13 protein-coding genes are annotated in these 20,356 nt (G+C 47.1%); 9 read left to right on the plus strand and 4 right to left on the minus strand.

Annotated features, from left to right (window positions below):
* The first annotated feature begins 492 nt into the window (after window positions 1-492).
* The 6 genes from QT973_RS00970 to QT973_RS00995 all read left to right on the plus strand — a co-directional run bounded on the left by QT973_RS00970 (window position 493) and on the right by QT973_RS00995 (window position 10,482).
* The gene (locus QT973_RS00970) at window positions 493-4,272 is read left to right on the plus strand and encodes a Calx-beta domain-containing protein (RefSeq protein WP_333390320.1); all 3,780 of its coding nucleotides are present in this window, start codon (window positions 493-495) and stop codon (window positions 4,270-4,272) included.
* 1,078 nt (window positions 4,273-5,350) lie between these two features.
* Window positions 5,351-7,078, plus strand: a complete 1,728-nt coding sequence (locus QT973_RS00975; protein ID WP_333207639.1) for a diflavin flavoprotein — start codon at window positions 5,351-5,353, stop codon at window positions 7,076-7,078.
* A gap of 338 nt (window positions 7,079-7,416) precedes the next feature.
* Window positions 7,417-8,046, plus strand: coding sequence for a hypothetical protein (locus tag QT973_RS00980; RefSeq protein ID WP_333058218.1), 630 nt, complete (start codon window positions 7,417-7,419; stop codon window positions 8,044-8,046).
* Window positions 8,039-9,784 carry a diflavin flavoprotein gene (locus QT973_RS00985; RefSeq protein WP_333390323.1) on the plus strand — a complete coding sequence of 582 codons (1,746 nt, stop codon included), beginning with the start codon at window positions 8,039-8,041 and terminating at the stop codon, window positions 9,782-9,784. The genes QT973_RS00980 and QT973_RS00985 overlap by 8 nt, the downstream gene beginning before the upstream one ends.
* A 153-nt stretch (window positions 9,785-9,937) precedes the next feature.
* Window positions 9,938-10,147 (plus strand): hypothetical protein, encoded by a 210-nt coding sequence (locus QT973_RS00990; protein WP_333337965.1) that lies wholly within the window; start codon window positions 9,938-9,940, stop codon window positions 10,145-10,147.
* Between the two features lie 134 nt (window positions 10,148-10,281).
* Entirely contained in the window at window positions 10,282-10,482 is a 201-nt protein-coding gene (locus QT973_RS00995) for a type II toxin-antitoxin system HicB family antitoxin (RefSeq protein ID WP_333390326.1), read from the plus strand.
* Between the two features lie 61 nt (window positions 10,483-10,543).
* Here QT973_RS00995 and pgsA read toward each other — a convergent pair whose 3' ends face one another.
* The 4 genes from pgsA to QT973_RS01015 form a co-directional block, all read right to left on the minus strand.
* Window positions 10,544-11,062, minus strand: a complete 519-nt coding sequence (gene pgsA / locus QT973_RS01000) for a CDP-diacylglycerol--glycerol-3-phosphate 3-phosphatidyltransferase (protein WP_333150896.1) — start codon at window positions 11,060-11,062, stop codon at window positions 10,544-10,546.
* A gap of 256 nt (window positions 11,063-11,318) precedes the next feature.
* Entirely contained in the window at window positions 11,319-11,984 is a 666-nt protein-coding gene (locus tag QT973_RS01005; RefSeq protein WP_333390329.1) for a sugar transferase, read from the minus strand.
* A 319-nt stretch (window positions 11,985-12,303) separates the two neighbouring features.
* A complete protein-coding gene (locus QT973_RS01010; protein ID WP_333390332.1) occupies window positions 12,304-16,659 on the minus strand; it encodes a hypothetical protein in 4,356 nt (1,451 codons plus the stop codon).
* A 695-nt stretch (window positions 16,660-17,354) separates the two neighbouring features.
* Window positions 17,355-17,576 carry a hypothetical protein gene (locus QT973_RS01015; protein WP_333260648.1) on the minus strand — a complete coding sequence of 74 codons (222 nt, stop codon included), beginning with the start codon at window positions 17,574-17,576 and terminating at the stop codon, window positions 17,355-17,357.
* 259 nt (window positions 17,577-17,835) lie between these two features.
* Between QT973_RS01015 and QT973_RS01020 the strand changes: the two genes are divergently transcribed.
* From QT973_RS01020 to QT973_RS01030, 3 genes are all read left to right on the plus strand, one after another.
* Window positions 17,836-18,549 (plus strand): Crp/Fnr family transcriptional regulator, encoded by a 714-nt coding sequence (locus QT973_RS01020; protein ID WP_190663937.1) that lies wholly within the window; start codon window positions 17,836-17,838, stop codon window positions 18,547-18,549.
* 90 nt (window positions 18,550-18,639) lie between these two features.
* A complete protein-coding gene (locus tag QT973_RS01025; protein ID WP_333058207.1) occupies window positions 18,640-19,137 on the plus strand; it encodes a universal stress protein in 498 nt (165 codons plus the stop codon).
* Window positions 19,138-19,439: 302 nt separating this feature from the next.
* Window positions 19,440-20,201, plus strand: a complete 762-nt coding sequence (locus QT973_RS01030) for a DUF2232 domain-containing protein (protein ID WP_333233756.1) — start codon at window positions 19,440-19,442, stop codon at window positions 20,199-20,201.
* Window positions 20,202-20,356 lie beyond the last annotated feature (155 nt).

The following is a 20,356-nucleotide window of genomic DNA, read 5'->3' on the forward strand; positions in this document are numbered from 1 at the left end:
AAATTATGTACTCATGGCAAAGATCCGACTTTTCCGACTTTAGGATCCGACTTTTCCGACTTACAGAGACAGGGGTTCTAAGCCATGATAGAGAGAGGGGAAAGTCAACCCACGATATCTAGATTGTAAAGATATTGTGAACCGGCGTTGCTGAATAGGGTATGCAATTTGTAGGGCAAATACCCCCGTGGTTGCCACACCGCTGACGGGCTAAGCACTTAGAATTACCCCTACAAGCTTTGATTCAGCAGCGCCAGAATAAGCATCTATATTAAGTAGGGAAGTAATTACACTTAACATTTAATCAGGGGCAATCAAGCCTTGAACTGCTTATTGGGCAAGCATTTGGGCAGGGTAAGCATTTTTATTGGATTTACCTGCACCTACTTATGACGAAATTTTTCTTGCAGTGACCGATAACGATAAAGAAAGCCCAACCTCTGGTTTTCAGTCACTTCTAATCCTTAATTACTCATCATTAACACAGAAGCTATGGCTACTCCAATCACTGGTTCTTTGGGTCAAACCAATAATTACAGCGCTCTCAATGAGCTGATCGCAAAATGGCCTACTGCCACCCAAAATCAAGGCATCAAACTGTCTGGGATAGCTTTTGATGGCGTGGAAACTGACTACCTTAACCCTACTGTCATCAGCAACCTCACCTTAGCAAGTAACGAAAACCCGAAAAGCTGGTTGAGCTACGGCACTACTGGTGGTATTGGTGTCCCATCTTCTTATGATGGTTGGTTCACCGACGCCAAGAAAATTCGGGCAGAAATCAACCATAACCCCAACACCGATCAATCTCAGGCGCTGAAGGTGAAATGGGCAGATAACCAAGACATTACTAGCGCCACGATCGATCTAAGTTCATTGAGTCCCAAAACAAGTCCTGGTTTGGGCGATCAAGGTAATGAAGTTGGTTTCCTACAACTCTTTAATAATGGGGCTCCGGTATCGATTAGCAATTTTACTTTCACTCGCCTCAACGCTCCGATCGCTGCAAAACCGATCGCTGTGTCTCCAGATGGGGTTACTTTCATTGGCGATCGCACCGATGGCAGTTTCCAATTCAAGATAGATGCAAACCCTCTGGGCGGCGCTACTTTTGACGAACTGCGGTTCTCCACCAAAGCCTACGATAGCCCCACCGCTGCCTACGTCGCTACCCCCTTTAAAGACGATGGTTCCGACTACCTGGTGCGGAACATTGAATATCAAGGAACTGAAGATCCGATTACCCTGGAATTTAGTGCTCCTACTTTCAGCGTCAACGAAGATGGAACAACAGTTGCAGCAGTAACAGTTACACGTACTGGCAGTACCACTGGTGCCGCCAGTGCCACGGTGGAATTGAGTGATGGTACTGCTATCGCCCCTGATGATTACACCAATACTCCCCTGACTGTCAATTTTGCCGCTGGGGATGCTGCACCCCAAACCATCACCATTCCGATCGCCAACGATACTTTGGTAGAGGGTACCGAAACACTCAACTTAACTTTGACCAACCCGAATGGTGCCACGATTGGAACCCAAGGTACTGCCACTTTAGACATCGCAGACGATGACAGCAGCCTGGAATTTAGTGCTCCTACTTTCAGCGTCAACGAAGATGGCACAACAGTTGCAGCAGTAACAGTTACACGTACTGGCAGTACCACTGGTGCCGCCAGTGCCACGGTGGAATTGAGCGATGGTACTGCTATCGCCCCTGATGATTACACCAATACTCCCCTGACTGTCAATTTTGCCGCGGGGGATGCTGCACCCCAAACCATCACCATTCCGATCGCCAACGATACTTTGGTAGAGGATACCGAAACACTCAACTTAACTTTGACCAACCCGAATGGTGCCACGATTGGAACCCAAGGTACTGCCACTTTGGACATCGCAGACGATGACAGCAGCCTGGAATTTAGTGCTCCTACTTTCAGCGTCAACGAAGATGGCACAACAGTTGCAGCAGTAACAGTTACACGTACTGGCAGTACCACTGGTGCCGCCAGTGCCACGGTGGAATTGAGCGATGGTACTGCTATCGCCCCTGATGATTACACCAATACTCCCCTGACTGTCAATTTTGCCGCTGGGGATGCTGCACCCCAAACCATCACCATTCCGATCGCCAACGATACTTTGGTAGAGGATACCGAAACACTCAACTTAACTTTGACCAACCCGAATGGTGCCACGATTGGAACCCAAGGTACTGCCACTTTGGACATCGCAGACGATGACAGCAGCCTGGAATTTAGTGCTCCTACTTTCAGCGTCAACGAAGATGGCACAACAGTTGCAGCAGTAACAGTTACACGTACTGGCAGTACCACTGGTGCCGCCAGTGCCACGGTGGAATTGAGCGATGGTACTGCTGTTGCCCCTGGTGATTACACCAATACTCCCCTGACTGTCAATTTTGCCGCGGGGGATGCTGCACCCCAAACCATCACCATTCCGATCGTCAACGATACTTTGGTAGAGGATACCGAAACACTCAACTTAACTTTGACCAACCCGAATGGTGCCACGATTGGAACCCAAGGTACTGCCACTTTGGACATAGTGGACAATGACAGCACCCTGCAATTTAGTGCTCCTACTTTCAGGGTTAATGAAAACGGAAGGATTGTTTCAGCAGTAACAGTTACACGCACTGGCAGTACCACTGGTGCAGTCTCAGCCACGGTGGAATTGAGCGATGGTACTGCTGTTGCCCCTGGTGATTACGACAATCAGGCGATTGTGGTGAATTTTGCCGCTGGGGATGCTGCATCCAAAATTGTCGATATTCCGATCGTCAACGATACTTTGGTGGAGGGTACCGAAAGAGTCAACTTAAGTTTGACCAACCCTACAGGCAATGCCTCGATTGGAACGCAAGGTACTGCCATTTTGAACATCGCAGATAATGACAGCAGCCTGCAATTTAGTTCCCCTACCTTTAGTGTCAACGAAGATGGCACGCCGATTGCAGCCGTGACTGTCACTCGCATTGGCAGTGCTATTGGCGCCGTCTCAGCCACTGTGAACTTGACCGATGGTACTGCTGTTGCCCCTGGGGATTACACCATTACTCCCCTGACTGTCAATTTTGCCGCTGGGGACACCGCACCCAAAATTGTCACCATTCCGATCGCCAACGATACTTTGGTGGAGGGTATCGAAACACTCAACTTAAGTTTGACCAACCCTACAGGCAATGCCACGATTGGAACGCAAAGCACCGCTAACTTGGACATAGTGGACAATGACAGCAGCCTGCAATTTAGTGCTCCTACTTTCAGGGTTAATGAAAACGGAAGGATTGTTTCAGCAGTAACAGTTACACGCACTGGCAGTACGACTGGTGCAGTCTCAGCCACGGTAAACCTCAGTAATCTTACTGCTGTTGCTGCTGATGACTACGACAATGCTCCCATCCTTGTCAATTTTGCTGATGGGGATGCTGCACCCAAAATTGTCGATATTCCGATCGTCAACGATACTTTGGTGGAGGGTACCGAAAGAGTCAACTTAAGTTTGATCAACCCTACAGGCAATGCCACGATTGGAACGCAAAGCAACGCCATTTTGAACATCGCGGACGATGACAGCACGCTGCAATTTAGTGCTGCCTTCTTTAGCGTCAACGAAGGCACGCGGAATGCAGCCGTGACAGTTACACGCATTGGCAGTGCTACTGGCGCCGTCTCAGCCACGGTGAACTTGAGCGATGGTACTGCTGTTGCCCCTGATGACTACATCAATATTAGTCCCATTGCTGTTAATTTTGCCTCTGGGGACAGCACGGCCAAAACCATCACTATTCCAATCCAGGAGAATAGTTTGCCAGAGTCTAACGAAACAGTCAACTTAAGTTTGGCTATTGCTACAGGCAATGCCACGATTGGAACGCAAAGCACCGCCATTTTGAACATCGTAGACAATGATGTTGCACCTGCTGTGATGACTAACTTAACTTCATCGAGCATGACCCCCGACCTACTTACTGGCTTTCGTTCCGCTAGTGCGATCGGTGATAGCGGGCTACAGGATTCCAGCTTGCTTGGTGGTTCAGGGCCGGGAACAGTGGATATGAGCAATTTCATCACCAACTCTTTCGACGGGGCGGCGATCGCTAATCCTACTATGACAGTCAATGCCACGCAGAACTGGTTTCCTTCACCTACAGCGCCCATTGTGGGTGGTACTGACCCGAATCTTATTGCTGGGGTAGGTCCTAGTTTCGTTGCCTCCAACCCATTTGCTAGTTCGGTCTTATAGAACCATTTCAAGGTCGTACTCTTAGATGCTACGCGCGTTATTCGAGTACGACCTTGAACTCTTGTATAGCGATCCTAAATGATTTGTGTAATTCTTGTAGGGAAAAACCAACGCCCGGTTGCCCCGATGCAGGCTGGGGTAGTCACTCTTAGCACTACCCCTACATATTTTTACAACTGATGCGAGGATTGCTATATTTTGAAAAAAATAGATGGCGATTTGCCATTGGGATGGAGTTTTTGAGAGCGTAGTTTTTGGGCAATTCTTGTTGGTAAAAATTCGCCCCGAAAATTATCGATTGGATATTAAGCTGTTGCACATTTAAATTGTATATTCAGGGCGGGCTGGACGCCCAACCCTTACTCCCCACAAGACTTTGATTTTTTTGGACATACAATTTAAAGGCCGCAACAGCTTAGTGTTTTTTGCTATTACCTACTTAATCCTTAATTTTTTGTAAAAACGTAACAGTTGCCAAATCTGCCAACTCGCCCAGACTGGGAGCAATGCTAAGATTAACCAAAAGGTGGGTTTAGCGATCGCCCCCAAGATGGGGGAATCAAACCAAGATGGCAATTTGACATTCGGTATATTTTGGGCAGTTTTTAGTTTTATCAAAGGAACTTTCGGACATAGCTTTACTTCACTGAATCGATTTTGCCCTGTGGATTTGGGCTTTTTTTATTCGATCGTCTTACTGCACATTTTGTACAGCTTTTAAGTTGGTACTAACTAAGGAATGAGAATTAAATAACTTCCACTCTTGAAAGTGGGATGGGCGTCCCGCCCGTCCACTCATGACGGGCGGGACGCCCATCCCACAATAACAATTAAAATTGTAAGTTATTTAATTCGCGATCCTAACTGACTGCTCGATCACAATTTCCATGCAAAACCAAGTTCGATCGGTTGGGCGATCGAACTTGGTTTCCATAGCACACATATTAGGTTTTTGTCAATACATAGAGATCAGTTTTGGGATGCTTAACTGAGTGATAGGAAATTTTATAAAGATTTACAAAAAAAACGTGTCAGAATGAAGACAATAAGGTAATGGGTAAAAGACAAGGAGGCACTGATGGTAGCGCTGACTGAACGAGTCCAACGCAGATTGACGGTGGAAAAAGTCGAAATTGCCTCTGACACAACGGCAATTCGATGCCTGGATTGGGATAGAGACCGCTTTGACATCGAATTCGGACTCAAAAACGGTACAACATACAACTCATTCATCATTCGCGGTGAAAAAACGGCCCTCGTGGATACCTCGCACGAGAAGTTTCGCCAGCAATACATGGAAACTCTAACGGGCGAAATTGACCCCAAAGAGATTGACTATCTAATTATCAGCCACACCGAACCAGACCACAGCGGTTTAGTCAAAGACGTGCTGGCGCTGGCACCCCAAGCGATTGTCGTGGGGGCGAAAGTAGCAATTCAATTTTTAGAAAACCTTGTACACCAACCATTTGAGCGATTGGTGGTCAAAAACGGGGACAAACTAGATTTAGGAAACGGCCACATTATCGAATTCGTATCGGCGCCGAACTTGCACTGGCCTGATACTATTTTCAGCTACGACAGCAAAACTCAAGTGCTGTTTACCTGCGACGCTTTCGGGATGCACTACTGTTCCGACAGCACCTTCGATGACGATTTAGCAGCAATTGAGGAAGATTACCACTTTTATTATGAGTGTTTGATGGGTCCCAATGCTCGATCGGTACTCGCTGCGATGAAGCGGATGGCAGAATTGGGAGAAATCGGTACAGTTGCGACCGGTCACGGGCCGCTGCTGCGGCACAATGTGGTGGAACTTACCGGACGCTACAAAAAGTGGAGCCAAGCGCAAGCTAAGGCAGAAACCACTGTAGCGGTATTTTACACCTCCGACTACGGATTTAGCGATCGACTCAGCCAAGCGATCGCCCACGGTATCACCAAAACAGGTGTCGCTGTGGAAATGATGGATTTGAGAATCGCCGACTTACAAGAAGTTGCGGAACTTGTCAGTAATGCTGCCGGTATCGTAATTTGTTCGCCACCGAGTGGCGGTACTGCTGCTGTAAATGCCGAAGCCGCAATCAACACAATTTTAGTTGCAGCTAACAACAAACAATCTTTCGGTTTGTGTGAATCCGGCGGCGGCGATGACGCATCGATTTACCCGCTGCGAAACAAGTTCAAAGAGTTGGGTTTAAAAGAAGCATTTCCCAACATTTTAATTAAAGAATCACCGACTGAAGCGAGTTATCAACTTTGCGACGAAGCCGGCACTGACTTAGGACAGTGGCTGACGCGGGACAAAGCAGTCAAACAGATGAAATCCCTCGACAGCGACCTCGATAAAGCTTTGGGAAGAATCAGCGGCGGACTGTACATCATTACCGCTCAAAAAGGCGAGGTTAGCGGTGCGATGCTAGCTTCTTGGGTAACGCAAGCCAGCTTTAAACCGCTGGGTTTAACAATAGCAGTTGCGAAGGATCGGGCGATCGAATCGATGATGCGCGCGGGAGATAAATTTGTTCTCAACGTGCTGGAAGAAGGCAATTATCAAACTTTGATGAGGCACTTTTTAAAGCGTTTTGCTCCTGGTGCCGATCGATTTGCCGGAGTTAAAACTCAACCAGCAACCAACGGTTCTCCAATTCTGACAGATGCTTTAGCTTACATGGAATGCGAAGTAGTCAGCCGGATGGAACTTTCGGATCATCATATCGTATATGCGATCGTTGATAGCGGCCGCGTATCCAATCCCGATGCACTGCCTGCTGTTCACCACCGCAAAGTGGGAAATCACTATTAGGAAGTCAGTTGACGGTTGACAGTTGTCAGTTGATAGTTGACAGTTGACTGTTGTCAGGTGCAAAGGGGAAATTCAACGATATATTGATTGACTGTCTGAGTCAACATACCCCAAACGTATTAGTAAGGTGCGTCAGCCGATGTTTTATTCGACTTCATCATCGACTATCTACTGACGCACCCTACAATTACAGTCCAGGACACAACTGGCTAGCCAAAAACTCTCAACTTTGGGTGCTTGTGGCGCACCTTACCGGCTTCTGGGTGTTGGGTGCGCCACCAGCAGCAAACCGGGCAAACCGTTGTCATTTAGACTTCATTTTAATAGGGGAATTGCCAATGCCTGCCAATCTTTTAGAAGACCGAGATTACACAATTATTATTGCCAGAAGCGATGCCAGCAGAGACCCTCACCATCCTTGGTACGAGGATTGGGTAGAAGCACAGGCATCTCTGATCGACTTAGCAAAAAAATGTCAGCAATTTGACAGCGACGGCATCACCGTTTACGAAGCTTCTACTCCTATGTGGAAGTATCAAAATTCCAATGTTGCGCGGTTAGCTCAAATTTTGCAGCGACAAAATACGGAACCGGATTCAGAAAACCCCACTGCAATTAATTTGGAAGAAGCTCTGAAAGCAACTTTTAGTGATTATTTTGCAAGCAAACCAAATGCCAAAGGGAAAAACGGAACAATAATTGTTGCAGTTTTAGATCAAAAACCCGAAAATACCGCTGCTGTTGCCGAAATTCTTGTAAGTGCGGCAAATAAAATAGATAAAGATGAAGAAATTGGAGTGAGCTTTATCCAAATTGGCGACGATTTGAAAACCAGGGAATTTCTGATTGACCTGGATACCAATTTACAGGGTAGAGGTGCAAGGTTTGACATTGTAGATACCAAGTTTTGGCACGAAATCAAAAGAAGTTCTGTAGTTCAGTTTCTCATAGGTGCAATAAATGACTAATACTTTGACTCCTAGACTCGCATCGGATGCCAAACCCCGCGATGTGCAGTTTATCCCGATCGCACTCGATACTTTTATTGTGCGATCGCGCACTTGGGACAGACTCAAATTTGAAGTCGAGTATTCGCTGCAAAAGGGGACGACAGCCAATAGCTATATTATTCAAGCTGACAAAACTGCTTTGTTCGATCCGCCGGGGGAATCTTTTACTCAAAATTACATCGATTTTTTACAGCAACGGGTGGACTTGACCAAGCTGGATTACATAATTTTGGGGCATTTCAATGCTAACAGATCAGTAACAATTAAAGCTCTGTTAGAATTAGCTCCTGAAGCAGCTTTGGTTTGCACGAATCCAGCAGCAATTAGTTTGCGCGCCGCTTTCCCCGACCAAGAATTAAACATTATGGTCGTTCGGGGAGAGGAAACTCTCAACTTAGGAAAAGGTCACGCCTTAAAATTCATCGCGACTCCGACTCCCCGCTGGCCTGACCAACTTTGCACCTACGATCCGCACACTCGAATCGTGTTCACTGACAAACTATTTGGAGCTCACGTTTGCGGCGACCAAGTATTTGATGAAGGGTGGAGCGTTTACAGCGAAGATCGGCGCTATTATTACGATTCCCTGCACGCATCTCAGGCAAAACAAGTGCTGACGGCAATGGATAAATTCGCCGATTTACCCGCAGCATTTTATGCTCCCGGTCACGGCCCGATCGTCCGTTACGGCCTTAATGAACTGAGCAATTTGTATCGGGAATGGAGCCAGCAACAAAATTCAAAAGACTTGACAGTTGCTTTGATTTATGCTTCGGCTTACGGAAATACGGCTACTTTAGCGCAGGCGATCGCCAAAGGAATTACGAAAGCCGGCGTGGCGGTGGAAAGTATTAACTGCGAATTTGCCGAACCGGGAGAAATTCAAGAGGCGATCGAAAAATGCGCGGGATTTATCATCGGAACTCCCACGCTAGCAGGACACGCTCCGACGCAAATTCAAACTGCTTTGGGAATTGTTTTATCTACAGCAACTAAGAGCAAACTAGCGGGGGTTTTCGGTTCTTTTGGCTGGAGTGGAGAGGCGATCGACTTAGTGGAAAATAAGCTGAAAGATGCCGGCTATCGAATTGGATTTGAGCCGATTCGAGCCAAATTTAAGCCGACGGCGGCGACGATTCACGAGTGTAAAGAAGCGGGAACGGATTTTGCTCAAGCTTTGATTCGATCGCAAAAATTGCGGGCACCGAAACCGCAGTTAGCAGCAGGGAGCGATCGCACTGAACAAGCAGTAGGGAGATTGGTTGGTTCGCTGTGCGTACTCTCGGCGAAGCGGGGGGAAGTCGCCAGTGCGATGCTGGCTTCGTGGGTGTCGCAAGCAACATTTAATCCGCCCGGTGTGACGATTGCGGTGGCGAAAGATCGATCGATCGAAGCTTTGATGTACGCCGGAGATAAGTTTGTGCTGAATATCTTAGCCGAAGGGCGACAGTTGCGGAAGTATTTCATGAAAAACTTTGCTCCGGGAGAAGACAGATTTGCGGGAGTCGAAACAATGGAAGCTAGCAACGGCTGTCCGGTGTTGACTGATGCTCTAGCTTATCTGGAATGCCAAGTGATAAGTCGGATGGAATGTGGCGATCACTGGGTAGTATATGCAGCGGTTGAAAACGGTCATTTGCTCAATAATGACGGCGTAACAGCGGTGCATTACCGGAAATCTGGGAGTCATTATTAAAGTGAAGTAATCTTGATAAATCCTCGCTTTTCCACAAGTCCGCCGGGGGTTTAAACCCCCGGCTAATAGCAAAAGTCCTCTTTAGAGGACTGATGATTTTAATAGTTAATCGGTAGGGTGCGTCGCTCCGAGATATTGGATAAAACTTGAAGATTGACGGGTGGCGACGCACCTTACACGGGCGATCGCTTTTCTTGTGTGTACTACATATACATGGAATATGCTGTATTTGCTAAAGATGGTGTTGAAGAAATCCTAAATCTTCAACCCAAAGGCTCGCAAGCCAAAGCCTATCAAGTCCGGCAAATTCGTGAGGTAATTCTCAAACACCAACTAGGAGGTGAAAACGATGCTTCGCTATGAAATTATCCTCTACTGGAGTCAATCGATTTTAGATTTTAGATTTTAGATTTTAGATTGACCCCACGGATAAATGCGGGGGCTTGAGGATTTTAGATTTTCGATTTTGGATTGATTCCACGGATAAATCCGGGGGCTTGTACCATCAAGAAATTCCTGGTCAAGAAGACCAAGCATTTATTGCCGAAGTGCCGGAATTACCCGGATGCGCTGCGGATGGCGAAACTTATCAAGAAGCACTACAAAATATCGAGATTGTTATGCAGGAGTGGATTGAGACGGCTCAGGAATTGGGGCGTTCTATTCCTCAACCGAAAGGTCGCTTGATTTCGGCTTAGTTTAATAGGAATTTAACTCGTTACCAGGAATAGCTTGGGAACGAGTAATCAAGAAGGTAGCTTACTTTTCCTCACCAGTCTTTTCCGGCCACAGATAAATAGCGCCAGAAATCAAAGTTAAAGCCACAGAAACCCAAAAAGCAATTAATGCGGGAAAATTCCACGCTTCCGACAGAGGAGCAATTAAAAGTGCGATCGCCACAATCTGACTCACCGTCTTCAACTTCCCCCAAATATTAGCTCCCGAAATCGTAGTTTTATTAACACGCCACCCCGCAATTGTCAACTCCCGACCAAAAATCAAAAACACTCCCCAAGCCGGGATTTTCCCCAACTCAATCAACACTAAAAGCGGCGCGAGAACCAACAATTTATCCACCAAAGGATCGAGAAACTTACCCAAATCGGTAATTTGATTCAGCTTCCTAGCCAAATAGCCGTCCAGCCAATCAGTAGCCGCAGCTACCACAAAAATCGCGGTGCAAATCCAGCGGCTTTGAGCGCTTGGGTCGTACAAACCGTAGAGCAGAAAAGGCACTCCCAGTAAGCGAGAAAAAGTAATCAAATTAGGCAAATTCATCATAAAACGAAGGAAGAAGGAAGAAGGAAGAAGGAAGAAGGCTGAAGGAAGAGGGAAGAGGGCTGAGGGAAGAGGGAAGAGGGAAGAAGGAAAAAGGAAGAAGGCTGAGGAAAAAAATTAAGGGCAACCTTGTAAAAAGATTGCCCTTAATTTAACATTTTTTGTAGCTGTTTAACTTTTAGAAAAACAGATTTTAGCTCTATATTCATCGCATCGCAGCTCATAACAAACAAACACACAACCCAAAACAGTTTACCTAACACGCGCCGTCTTTGCTCAACACAACCGAAATTGTTTTGCAAATCAGAGTGATGTCGTAGACAACAGACCACTTGCGCTGATAGTCGAGATCCATGCGGACAATCTCGTCAAAGTCTTTAACTCTAGACCGTCCGTTGACTTGCCACTCCCCAGTCAGACCGGGTTTGACATTTAAACGTTGCCAGTGGAACTCGTCATAGGCAGCCACTTCATCGGGAGTTGGCGGTCGAGTTCCCACTAAACTCATGTCGCCAACTAACACATTCCAGAATTGAGGTAACTCGTCCAAACTCGTGTTCCGCAAGAAGCGGCCGACGCGGGTAATTCGCGGGTCATTTTCATTCTTAAAAATGTGACCCTTGGCTTGGTTGCTAACTAAATGTTTGAGATTTTCTGCACCGACAACCATCGATCGAAATTTCCATATTCTGAAATGTCGCCCTTTGAAGCTGCAGCGGACTTGACTGTACAGCAGCGGGCCCGGATTGTCCAACAGCATCGCCACAGCCACCGGCACCGCCACCACAGCAGCAATTGCCAGTCCCAGCAGCGCACCCAAAATATCGATCGACCGTTTTACCTTGCTCGTTACGGATCGGTGAGCGTGTTGTTTTGATACACAGACATTGTAAGTAGATTCTGGAAAACATAACGACATCATTTCTGATAATAATGATTTCGACGAGGCACCCATCGGAAATTTCATATCATTTGTCTCAACTTTAACGATCTCTTACGTCCATCTTATTAGCCATCCCAAATCTGCTGAACCTGAAATACTCAGCTTTGCACAATCTTTAAAAAGCAATCACACTTTTATAAAGTTTCTATGTATTTTTTATAAAAACGTATAAAGTTTCTGTAAACTTACGTAAATTTACAGAAAAAAGTTAGTCCGGGACGCAAAAAAACCTGGTTTCGGCTAGGACTCTTCCCGGAAGACAGGGAGGATTCTACTGAGAAACCGGGTTTTTTGCCGTTTAGCGATAAATATCGGTGCGAACATCCCAAGCAAGTGTTAGCGGTTCTAACAATTTTTGCTGGCTGCTAGAGGCGAGTTTGCCTAAATATTTGCGAACAACAAAGGCGTGTTCGAGATTCAAACGATAACCGCGTGAGACATCTTCAAAGAAAAGCGGCTCAGCCCAAATTTCTTCCCAATCAGGATTTTGCCTTGACTCCTCGGCAAGCAGGATGAAATCTTCCTCCGCAGGCACAAGTCCCGCCGGCAAATTTCCTTCCAAAATCCGCAAAATCCGGGGTTCGCAGGTGCGGGTATTCACGCCTTGGCCCTCCAACAACTGCAAAATTTCCTGAAAGCTCAAAGTTTCCCCGCCCAAAACCTTCATTAATTCCCACAGCAGAAAAAAGTCGCTGTACTGCTGCTGCGACACATCCAAAATGTGAGGATAGAGAGCCAAACTCGCTAACCCGCAGGCAACTCGACCAATTTTTTGGGAACTTGTACTTTGAGATACAGAATTTAATGCAGAATTGTGAATCTCAAAAATATCTCGATCGCCCTGCAATTCCTGGTCTTGAACCACGATCGCATTCGGCAACTTCTGCCGCAACCAGCGGGCAATCGCAGGCCAAGCACCCATACCCCCCGCACAAATCGCCTGATTAATCCCCGCCGGCGACATTCCCGCGCGGCTGAGCAAAGCATTCAATTCACGGTTCAACTGCTGCACAAAAGGCACTAAAACCAGACTTTCTACATCTTTGCGCTTCACATCCCAATGCTGCTGACCAATATCCAAAGCAAAACTTTTTTGATGTTGCAAAGTAACTTTTATTTGTCTTGCTGCCTCTAACAATTGCAGGCCAAAAGCAGAACCTTGTAACCGCTGCTGCAATTGATAGCGACTCGGCAAATCGGGATGGCCAGGACGTGGCAAATCGATCGACATTCCCCAAGTTTCATTTTTAGCCAACAACTGACAGATAATATCCTGATCGAAAGCATCGCCAGCCGCATCAAAACTGTGGCAAGTAAAATCAGCACGAGTTAAATCTTGAAGATTAGACGGCAACTCAACTAAAGCTAATTCCACCGTCGCCGCCCCCGCATTCAAAATCAAAGTTCCCCCGCTAAAAGACGAAGCATTCACAGTCAGCGGTGCAGCTTCTTCAGTGCCCTTAGCAGAATCCACGGCTGACGACTCGACTTCCATGCGATTTTTCACAGGAGTTACAGCAGCAAGCAAAGTGGCGATCGCATCTTCCACCACAAAAATTTGCGAACCAGAAGCCACCAGAGACGCACCCAAAACCGCCTCCCGCAGATTAAACCGATAAACATCCGACCAGCCGGCCGGAGTCCCCAAAATTACACCCTGCAAGTCTAAAAGCGCCGCATCAAGAGTTTCTGGCGTCAGTCCCGAAGCCCTACAAATTAAATTAGAAACTGGCAATCCTGCAAAATTCGCCCTTGGTGCAGAATCCAAAATTTCCCCCGATTCGGCAAATTTTTGTCCCCGCAAACTCGGATTCAAAGTAGCCAGCAGCGCCCGCACACATTGCAGCGGCAAGGCGATCGAAAAAGCCTGCAAGGGATCCCACTGCAACAGCGGTTCGTACATCCCAGCAGCCTCCCGCTGATAAGGAATGCCCACCTTTAAAGGCAATTTAAAATTTTCCAGTAAAAATTCTCCTGCAGGCAAAGCCTGGGGTCGGAATCCCACCGACTTGACTGTCACCTCTGACCCTGGGCTACCTGGGGATGTTTGGGTCAGCACCGCAGCCGAGGGAATCCGACAACTGGCGTCTGCTGGCCAAGCCTCAGCCTGCGATGCTTCCCAGTAAATCGGGTGCAATTCGCCACTGGTGCGATCGAGTAAAGCCGCAGACAGGCCGCTGGAACCAAAATCAATGCCCAAATACCAGCTAGAATTCCGGCGTTGTCGGGATGGGGCGATCGCACCTGCTGCAGAATGCCCAGCCGCCTCTTGCTGCTGTGTTTCGGCAAACTCGCTAAAATCGGTTTTCCCCTCAACAACTCCTGCTTTACTCTCTGTCGAAATTAGGTTTTTTTTTTGACTTTCTGGAGGACTCGATCGCAGTTCGTTAGTTTCGGCAGTTTCTGGAGGGGGAGAATCAGTCAAAGGTCGATCGGTTTCGGTCAAACTAGCCAAAATCTCGTCTAGCGTCAAATTCGAGTCGTCTTCCTCAGCCAACAAATCATCCTCAAGTTCGTCTTCCAAAACAAAAGGTTGATCATCCGAGGATAGTTCCAAAACATCGGAGAACAAATCCTCCAGCGTGCCGAGTTCTTCCTCTGCCACCTCGGCAAAGGGATTGTTTGCAATGCCTTCGGGGGAACTCGCCGATAAATCCAAGCTGTTAGCGACTGAGAAATTCGATCGCCGGGAGCTAGTATTTTCCACTTCCTCCAGATTGTAGAGGTCTGCCTCCAAAAGTTCCAGAGTGTTGTTGTCCAAATTTAGAGCTCGATCGAGGTCATCTTCTAATTCCTCTATCGGCAGCAAATCCTCGTCCGGCGAAGCTTGGATGTACTCCTCATCGAGTCGCTGCGACGAAGTGCCGGACTCGCCAGTTTGAACCTCACCGATACTTGGCACATGAGACTCGGCACTGGGGAGGTTTGGGCTAATTTCGGCTGGCGTTCTCAACGGCAAAGGTGGCGATTCAGGCATCGCAGCGTCGAACTGCTCGCCTTGGTTTTGACCCGTTTCTAGATTTTCTCGATCGTCCCCGTCAATTTTCACCTCAGCAGTTGAGGCTGGTGCTTCTGACACTTCAGCTACTGTTTCCACTTGCGGTTCAAATAAATCTGCACTATCTAAAGTTAGAGACTCTACAGAATTCCCCATTACAAAGTCTGAATTTTCATCTCCTAAAATCTCTTCCAAAGATTCGCCTTCATCCAGCAGATTTACAAACAAATCTTCGGTCATTTTTAGCGATTCGGCAGTTTCCAGATCCGTCGTCGCTCGGTATTCTAAGCCTTCTGTTTTTGTCTTGATTTCAGTATTTTCTACCAGGAAACTTTCGACTTGTAATTCTACTTCAGGAACCGCTTCTCCCGCGAACAAACTTGCATACAAATCCTCAATCTCTTCGTCTGTTTCTGTAAACCTATTGTCCGATTCTTCCCCCGTATCTAGAGTTGAATTTTGAGATATTTCGGGTGTATAACCCAACAAATTATCTTCCAACTCCGGGAGCATAATTGGGGCTTGAATGCGATCGCGTTCGCGCCTCAACTGTTTGAATTGCGGAGAAATTTCTGTACCGGCGTAGGGAAATCTGTCTTCTTCTCCGAATTCGCCGCTGCGAATGGACTGCACCGAGTTTCCCGTCTGAGTCTCTGGGGCTGAGTGTTCGATCGCAGTATTTGAAAGGGCTGGAGCGACAGGAGATCGATCGGCGGCCGTTGGGGTAACGGTTTCGAGATTATTTGCTAAATCGATCGGCTGTTGAACGTAGGAAGAAGCTTCTCGCCCCAACTGTGCAGCTAAGTGGTTGACCAAAGCCGCGAACATCGCCTCGCTCTGCTGGTTCAAACCGTACATATTTTCGAGTTCTTGTCTCAAGGAAGCTTGATAGCTTTGCAGATTTGCTTGCAAAGCCTCGAACACGATAGCCATCCTCGAATCGAGGCTCATCAGCAGACTGTCAGCATGAGATTGGAAAAGTTGCATTTGCTCCAACCTCTGAGCCGGCGTCAGCAGCGGGTGTTCTTCTGAGGTTTGTCGGTGAAGTGTTACGTCAATAGCCGATTCTTCATCAGGCGCACTGCCCAAAGAGTATGGTGCTGAGATACTTTGCAATAACTGATTTTCTAGGGAATTTAGAATTTGGGAGAAATCGCTAGTCAAGGTTTCTTCCAAGCGGGCACTCAGTACCTGCAAAAATTCAGCAATGATTTGCTGTTGGTTGGCTTGTTGCTGAGCTAGGGATTGTTGCTGCTGCCGTTTTGCTTCTAGCTGTTTGATTTCTTGAATGAGAGCTTGCTGCTCTTGCCGCAGAGCTTCTATGTCTTCTTGGAGCGGCCCTGTCAGGCTGGAACGCAGGTGGCTGATTTCTCCGGTTACTGCCAGCATGATTTGCTCTGCTGCTGAGGGGCCAGGGGGGGGCAGAGGCACTTTGGGTACTGGAACTGGTTCGGGGCGGACATTTTGGCGGGCCGCGGCCTTTGGGGCCGTTAGCTTTGAGTCTGAGGAAACCAGATAAGCGCGAACTCGCTCTAAAAGTTGGCGCTGGTGGACAGTATCAAGAGAACCCGTCCAAGGCAAGCGGGGTGCGGGCTTGCTGAGTACCTCGTCTATCTCAGCAATCAGTGCTTGAATTTTGTACTTCTGAGAATTCAAGGGCGGAACCTCTGGGAATGCGGCTTGGGAGAAACTTTACCGACAAAAGACTGAAGTCAATCGATTTTAGATTTTAGATTTTAGATTTTAGATTGAAGCATTGACTTGCGCGAGATAAATACGTTCGGCAAGTTTCTCGGATACAGGTTTTTTATTTCTGGACGGATGAATCCGGGGGCTTGTATCCTGGATGCTTTCGCTCAATAATTCACTAATATTTTCTGACAACAGTTAATTAACCTTTTGTCTTCGGATAACTTCTATTGCCTATCATAGGTTAACCGGTACTTCCGCACCAAATGCCCGCTTCTATCAATTGCAAGTGCTTTCAAATTCTGCGACTCAGGGGCGAGTTTCCTGACCCGGAGGCTGATTCCTGCTCGGAATAGCTGTGATCCCGACCAACTTTTGCCTTCACCCGCTTGAACAAAGAGCCCCACACTGTCACCGCGAGTTTCGTTAGGATGTCTGCGCGCCACTGTCTCTTCATTTTTCACCGACTTGGAAAAAACCTCAAACAATTTGCGATTTGGGATACCGAGATTCGGGATTATCCCCGTATACTGGATTTGAGTAACCTTTAATTATAGCCTATTATCTGTATTCATGGCTAGATACTAATGGTACAATAATCTTGGGTAGCAGAAAATTTTGCTGGGAAGTGGGAGGGTTTCGCTCGCCAAGAGCGCCAGTATTTAGGCTTGCAATGGCTGTGGATTTTGCCGATCGTGCTGACATTGGCCAGATTCTAGGCAGTTGCTCGGATTTGGGATCTGTCTGCCGTGGCACCCCTTGCGATCGTGGATTCTGCCTTCTCGAAAGCAAGGCCGAGTGACAACAAATCTCTCAGCAGTGTTAAGCTTGTCTTCGCGAAGTGCTTTCAAAGGTAATTCGATCGGCTCAGTCGTTTGCCACATAGCTAAAATTTTGTTAATAAAATTTGCTCAGTGGTATGTATCTAAAAAATTATGGTATATTCTTTAGTTTCTAGCTCCCAATCAGAGCTTGAGGCTATTAATTACCATATTGAGCCTTTGACCGCAAAACTTTAGAGGTAAAATTGCCGATTTTAGATCCTTGTTTCTCAAATCTGGAATCTCAAATCGAATGACTCGGCTGCAAGCTATTTGTAACTGCCCAGCGCAGCTCAAGCGCATAAATTAAAATGATGGCCTCATGGAAGACCGCTTTAACACCCGAGACCCGAATTCTAATATAAATCAATTGATAGTTTCTACTCCTTTTTTTGCAGGATTACCCGATCCTGTAATCGAGAGAGCAACTGTCCACATCGTTACCCGAAGTCATCCGTCAAATCAAGTGATTTTACTCGAAAATGACTGGGGAACATCAGTGTATTTTATATTGGATGGTTGGGTGAAAATTCGCACCTACAACCTAGACGGAAAAGAAGTAACACTGAATATTTTAGGGAAAGGAGAATTATTCGGGGAAATGGCCGCGATCGAAGAAGCACCGCGATCGACAGATGTGATCACCCTAGCCCCGACACTGATCGGCAATATGCCATCTCAGGATTTTGTGCAGCTCATTCATACCGAGCCTCTAGCAGGCATTCGCCTAGCTCAACTGATGGCGCGTCGCCTGCGACAAGTCAACCGCCGCCTGCGTTTACGAGAGTCCGACAGTACCTCGCGAGTAGCAGATATTCTCTTATTTTTGGCCGAAGGGCAAGGCAAAAAAATCCTGGAAACAGGAGGTACAGAAATACCGAACCTGCCACACAGAGAATTAAGCAGCCTCAGCGGGCTGGCTCGCGAAACAGTAACGCGAGTGCTCAGCAAGCTGGAAAAAAAAGGAACTATTCAGCGCGAACGTGACGTTTTGTGCATTCCCGACCTGCACGCCTTAGAGCGTCTGTTAGTCTAGAAGTATCAGAGTTTGCTTTTATTGAATCTAATTCAAAAGCACTCTCTGTTAACTAAGTGATATTAATGATTTCCTGCAGGAGGTAAAGCTGTGAGTTTTAAGAAAATTTTCGCCGCCTTAGATGATTCTGAACTGGGCCACCGTGTTTTCACGCAAGCTTTAGAATTAGCTCTGAACGATCGCGCCCAGGTGATGCTATTTAACTGCGTTACTGTCAGCACGCTGGGGGAGACGGCAGTGCCAATTCCGGTAGATTTGGGCATGAATGTCGAGTTAATGGATCAAGCTTATCAAGCTCAACGTTTGCGGCTGGAAAGCGACGTAAAACACGCTTCGGGTTTGCTAAAAAATTACTGCGACGCTGCAGCAAAAAAAGGATTGCAGGTAGAATTTGACTGCAAAAAGGACGGCGATCCGGGGCATTGTATCTGTGAAGCAGCCGAAAATTGGGGCGCAGATTTAATAGTATTGGGGAGGCGCGGCCGCACGGGGTTCGCAGAAGCTTTCCTCGGCAGTGTCAGCAATTATGTCGTTCACCACGCATCTTGTTCGGTTTTGGTAATCCAGGAAGGCAAAATTGAAAAATAATGCTGCTGAAAATGTTTGCTGAAAAAATCGATCGAAAATACAGCACTTTCCAGGTAAGTGAAGTACAGAGAAACCGGGTTTCTTGAATAAAACCGATTTCTGGCGAGAAATCCAGAAGAAACCCGGTTTCTGGGGTGTACTTTATAAACCTGGAATCCGCTGTAAGACTTCCGCTCCTGGCTGATTCCCGGTTTCTGCGAGCAATATTAAATTTGGCGGCGAGGCATCCAAACACTGAAACCGGGAATCAGCCGTATCGGGGGCCAGTCCCGTAAAATCTAAAATCTAAAATCTAAAATCGGATGAGTGATTTTTTGTCAGCAGATGCTGCGTCTAATTCGGGTAGTTCACCCAGTACAAATAACGAGCCCCAAACCGCCGATATTTCAGCAATGACTGGCGATCGCCCAAATCCCGATCCGGGGAAGCACATCTCTGGGGAAGCGCCTTTAAGGCTGGTAGAAACGGCTTTTTTGGCAAGTACCGCTAGCTTAATTTGGCTGGTAAATTATTACTTTCCGCTGGGGCCTTTGCTGCGGGTTTTTTTTCCGATACCCATCGCCCTGGTTTACTTGCGCTGGGGCAACCGAGCAGCTTGGATGGCAGCTTTGGTATCGGGTTTGCTGCTGTCGGTACTCATGGGCCCGACGCGGAGCATTTTATACGTGATGCCTTTTGGAATTATGGGAGTTGCGCTGGGAGGACTTTGGAGGCGCAAAGCGAGTTGGTCACTCTCTATTAGTGTGGGCGCTCTCATTGGTACTGTCGGCTTCTTTTTTCGGTTTTGGCTGCTGTCAGCGTTGGTGGGTCAGGATCTATGGGTTTACGTAACGGCCCAGGTAACAGAGATGGTGGAATGGGTGTTTGTGAAGCTGGGCTGGCTTAATGTACCGAGTTTGAACACAATTGGGGCGATCGCCGCCGGGATGATTTTGGTTAACAATATTGTCTATTTATTTGTAGTGCATTTAGTAGCTTTGCTGCTATTAGATCGTTTGGGAAACCCAATTCCGCGCCCACCAAGCTGGGTGGAAGTTTTGATCGATTATAACGATCAAGCATGAAAACCCCGTGACTTTAGTCCGGGGAAGAAAAACAGAAGGAGGCTAAAGCCTCCCATTTCCTTTGTTAGAACCAAGTTTTTACGACTAACTTTATAGTATACGAAACTTACGTGTAAAGCTTTGTGAACAACTCAAGCGATATTAAGCCGATGTTG

It is taken from the genome of Microcoleus sp. Z1_A1, from assembly GCF_036700305.1.
Lineage (GTDB): Bacteria > Cyanobacteriota > Cyanobacteriia > Cyanobacteriales > Microcoleaceae > Microcoleus.

What these genes read in the sequence shown, in the direction of transcription:
- QT973_RS00970 (WP_333390320.1), top strand. Translation starts at nt 493, where the DNA reads ATGGCTACTCCAATCACTGGTTCTTTGGGTCAAACCAATAATTACAGC.
- QT973_RS00975 (WP_333207639.1), top strand. Translation starts at nt 5,351, where the DNA reads ATGGTAGCGCTGACTGAACGAGTCCAACGCAGATTGACGGTGGAAAAA.
- QT973_RS00980 (WP_333058218.1), top strand. Translation starts at nt 7,417, where the DNA reads ATGCCTGCCAATCTTTTAGAAGACCGAGATTACACAATTATTATTGCC.
- QT973_RS00985 (WP_333390323.1), top strand. Translation starts at nt 8,039, where the DNA reads ATGACTAATACTTTGACTCCTAGACTCGCATCGGATGCCAAACCCCGC.
- pgsA (WP_333150896.1), bottom strand. Translation starts at nt 11,062, where the DNA reads ATGAATTTGCCTAATTTGATTACTTTTTCTCGCTTACTGGGAGTGCCT.
- QT973_RS01005 (WP_333390329.1), bottom strand. Translation starts at nt 11,984, where the DNA reads ATGATGTCGTTATGTTTTCCAGAATCTACTTACAATGTCTGTGTATCA.
- QT973_RS01015 (WP_333260648.1), bottom strand. Translation starts at nt 17,576, where the DNA reads ATGTGGCAAACGACTGAGCCGATCGAATTACCTTTGAAAGCACTTCGC.
- QT973_RS01020 (WP_190663937.1), top strand. Translation starts at nt 17,836, where the DNA reads ATGGAAGACCGCTTTAACACCCGAGACCCGAATTCTAATATAAATCAA.
- QT973_RS01030 (WP_333233756.1), top strand. Translation starts at nt 19,440, where the DNA reads ATGAGTGATTTTTTGTCAGCAGATGCTGCGTCTAATTCGGGTAGTTCA.